The organism is Flavobacterium aquicola, assembly GCF_003385115.1.
Taxonomy (GTDB): Bacteria; Bacteroidota; Bacteroidia; order Flavobacteriales; family Flavobacteriaceae; genus Flavobacterium; species Flavobacterium aquicola.
The window spans coordinates 1-3,593 of record NZ_QUNI01000038.1 but is presented as its reverse complement, the minus strand read 5'-3'; the positions used below and the strand labels follow the sequence as shown (position 1 = coordinate 3,593).

At 33.3% G+C, this 3,593-nt stretch carries 4 protein-coding genes; all 4 read left to right on the top strand.

Features of this window, described 5'->3' with window-relative positions; all coding sequences use genetic code 11:
- Nucleotides 1-846: 846 nt before the first annotated feature.
- The 4 genes from C8P67_RS21840 (at nt 847) to C8P67_RS21825 (ending at nt 3,381) form a co-directional block, all read left to right on the top strand.
- Nucleotides 847-1,776, top strand: coding sequence for an Abi family protein (locus tag C8P67_RS21840; RefSeq protein ID WP_115815317.1), 930 nt, complete (start codon nt 847-849; stop codon nt 1,774-1,776).
- A 175-nt stretch (nt 1,777-1,951) separates the two neighbouring features.
- A complete protein-coding gene (locus tag C8P67_RS21835) occupies nt 1,952-2,434 on the top strand; it encodes an RDD family protein (RefSeq protein ID WP_115815316.1) in 483 nt (160 codons plus the stop codon).
- 325 nt (nt 2,435-2,759) lie between these two features.
- Nucleotides 2,760-3,116 (top strand): hypothetical protein, encoded by a 357-nt coding sequence (locus C8P67_RS21830; RefSeq protein WP_245980569.1) that lies wholly within the window; start codon nt 2,760-2,762, stop codon nt 3,114-3,116.
- Entirely contained in the window at nt 3,109-3,381 is a 273-nt protein-coding gene (locus C8P67_RS21825) for a hypothetical protein (protein ID WP_115815314.1), read from the top strand. The genes C8P67_RS21830 and C8P67_RS21825 overlap by 8 nt, the downstream gene beginning before the upstream one ends.
- The last annotated feature ends 212 nt before the right edge of the window (nt 3,382-3,593 follow it).

The window sequence follows — 3,593 nt, the reverse complement described above, 5'->3', positions numbered from 1 at the left end:
GCTTAATAGAAAGATGGTTTTGTATTTGGAATGATTTGACAAATCCGAAGAATGGGTTTAATTTAGTCCCAAACCCGCTGTAGTACCAGAACGTTAGCGGTCAGTTGACGTGTGAACGAGGAGAAAACCGGATTTAAAGATTTAGCTTTTGAAATGCTGAAACTGAAAAAAAGCAAACGTGAAAATTGGTGCAGAATTGGCGAAATTCGATTTTTTGATGTTTAAGATTGGAAAGCCTAAAACCAAAATTTAAATATTGGAATTTGACAGTTGAAACTTGAAAACCTGAGTTTCTAATTGGAACGTGAAAAGCAGAAACTTGAATGTTGGGATTTTTATTTGGAATGTAAATATTCGAGTTTTTAAGCGGAAAAGGAAAAACTGAAACTTAAATTATCGGGTTTTATAATTGAAACGAAACAAACGTTTTGATTGTGAAATTGGAACGAAAAAAGGGAATGAAATTTAGCCGAGATTTGGACAAGAATTAGGTTTTTAATCGGCAAAGATTAGGCTGAAAATCGATTAATAATTAGGCATATCAGTAAGCAACAACCGAACCGCTAACAGCCACTACAACGGATTTGGGCAATTGGCTTAATGGAAAAATGTTCTTGTATTTGGGATGATTTGGCAAATCCGAAAATAGGGCTTAATTTAGTCCCAAACCCGCTGTAGTGCCAGAACGTTATGTGTCACCCTATCGGACGACCGTGCTAAATAGGAATTAACAAAAAAAATCAACTAAAGTATTGCGTAATCAAATATGATTATCTAAATTTGCACCAACAGTACCCATTTTGCATACCATAAGAACTGCAAATGGGTCATTTTTTTTATATAGCTATGTCAAACAAACCCGCTTACAGCGTAGCTAACCAAATCTCACTCCTGAAGCAACGAGGAATGTTGTTTAGAGACGAAGGCAATGCTCCTCATTTTTTAGAAAACATTAGTTACTACCGCCTGAAAGGTTATTGGTGGGACATGCAGGACGATTATACTTTACACACTCTAAAACCCAATACCTATTTTGAAGATATAGTCTCTCGCTATAATTTTGATCGTCATTTGCGTTTGATTTTATTTGATGCTATTGAACGTATTGAAATTGCCTTAAGAACCAAAATGATTTATCATTTAGCGATGAATTATGGTGGTTTGTGGTATTTAGACACTACTTTATTTGAAAATACTACAATGACATTATTTGATGGTACGGTTAAAACAATTCACCAAAACACTGTCGATGAACTAAAAAAAGAGTTCAACCGAAGTCAAGAGATTTTTATAAAAGACCATCGTTACCGTTATCCAAATCAAGATGCGGATGCTTGGAAAATATTAGAAGTTGCATCAATGGGAACGCTTTCAAAGTTGTATAAAAACTTAAAGCACCAATTACCCGAAAAAGCGTGTATTGCAAAGGAAATGGGATTGAACTTACACAGCGAACTTTCAAGCTGGCTAGAAGCAATTACCTACGTTAGAAATATCATTGCACACCATTCAAGAATGTGGAGTAGAAATATGGTCAAAAAACCAACGGAACAATTAAATAATCCAGTTGGACAATGGTTCATAAATCCACTAGCAACAGTTCAAACGAAAAAGCCATTTCTAATTATATCGAGTATGGTCTATTTGTGCAATCATGTAACACCAAATCACCAAATAAAAAGCAAAATACTCGACCTATTTAACACCAATCCAAACATCCCAATATACAAACTTGGATTTCTAAATAATTGGGAGAATGAACCTTTGTGGAAATAAAAGGGCGAACACATAACAGCCACTACAACGGATTTGGGCAATTGGCTTAATGGAAAGATGGTTTTGTATTTGGGATGATTTGGCAAATTCGAAGACAAGGCTTAATTTAGTCCCAAACCCGCTGTAGTGCCAGAACGTTATAGGCAATATTTAACCAAAGTGAATTTTTAGACTTATGTCAAATAAAATCAAATTAATTTCTTTAAGCAGAAGATTAAGATTTATAAATTTTATCATTGACTTTATCGGAATTTATTTCCTTTGGGGGAATATTTGTTATTTTACATTTTTTTGCTTTGAAAAAATTTTTGGTTTTGATTTTCAGAATGCTCAAAGAGGAAAGGCTGAAGTATTTCCTAATGGAGAAATTAATTATGAAGATTATGTCAATGGAATAATATTTCATATAATTCTAGCTTCTACTTTTTTGATTTCAATTTTAACCTATTATTCCATATTGGAATTTTATTTTCAAAAAACGTTGGGGAAAATTGTAACCCGTTCAAAAGTGGTAGCGGAAAATGGCGAAAAAGCAACATTTAGAAAAATTATTTTGAGAACAATTTGTCGATTTATACCAATTGACTGGGTTTCATTTATATTCTCTAGAAATGGAATGCATGATAAGCTGTCAAAAACAAAAGTAATTAGCGATTAAAAATACTGCCTATAACAGCTACTACAACGGATTTGGGCAATTGGCTTAATGGAAAGATGTTTTTGTATTTGGGATGATTTGGCAAATCCGAAGAATAGGCTTAATTTAATCCCAAACCCGCTGTAGTACCAGAACGTTATGTGGCATTTTAAAGACCGAAACCACGATTGAAGCAAAAATAATAAGTCAACCATATTCAGGAGAATACACAGAAAGATTTTACGATATCGAAAGTGCGTGGAATTCTCAAAGCTGGACTTTTATAAAGTTTACAAAGGATGACTATTCAGAATGGTGCGCACACTTTCGAGGCTTCCCAAGACAAGTGGCTATTTCGAAACCTAATAAGATTGTTTTGGTTTTGACTTCTGACTATTTGTATCAACTCGACGCAGAAACGGGAAACTTAACATATTTTGAAGAACAACCTCAATATCATAATTTGACAGTCGCTCCAAATGGAGATTTTATAATTGCTGACTATTACAACTTTGAGAAAGTTACAACAACTATAAAGGAAAGAGAACAAATTGAAAGCCCAATTCAAATGGACTTAATTAAATTCAAAAAATGGAATAACTCCAAATTAGAATTTACTTGTGATGAGTTTTTAAATTGGAACAGACATTTAACGATGACATACGACAGTGAAACGAAAAAAATTGAAATTGTAAATGGCTAAATTGAAAATACGATTTATTGATATTATCTATGGAATTGCAATTATTGTGGCAGACTTAGCCGTCTTTATTGTACTTGGAGTTCTACTTATGGGTTATGACGACAATTATGACAGTTCAGAAGGTGAATATTGGAGTTTTGCAAGTATGAATACGACCGAGAAAATAATTTATATTTGTTACAATGCTTGGATATTCTTAAACGTAATTGTGCTTATTTACATCGGACGAAAAACATATATAAAGACAAAGAAAAACGCCACATAACAGCTACTACAACGGATTTGGGCAATTGGTTTAATGGTAAGATGGTTTTGTATTTGAATGATTTGGCAAATCCGAAGAATGGGCTTAATTTAGTCCCAAACCCGCTGTAGTACCAAGACGTTATAGCTCATTTTAAACAACCAACAGTGAAATGAAGAAAATAATTGGAATAATTTTAAGTTTGATAATAATTGTATTCGCTTACAATTATG

What these genes read in the sequence shown, in the direction of transcription:
- C8P67_RS21840 (WP_115815317.1), top strand. Translation starts at nt 847, where the DNA reads ATGTCAAACAAACCCGCTTACAGCGTAGCTAACCAAATCTCACTCCTG.
- C8P67_RS21835 (WP_115815316.1), top strand. Translation starts at nt 1,952, where the DNA reads ATGTCAAATAAAATCAAATTAATTTCTTTAAGCAGAAGATTAAGATTT.
- C8P67_RS21825 (WP_115815314.1), top strand. Translation starts at nt 3,109, where the DNA reads ATGGCTAAATTGAAAATACGATTTATTGATATTATCTATGGAATTGCA.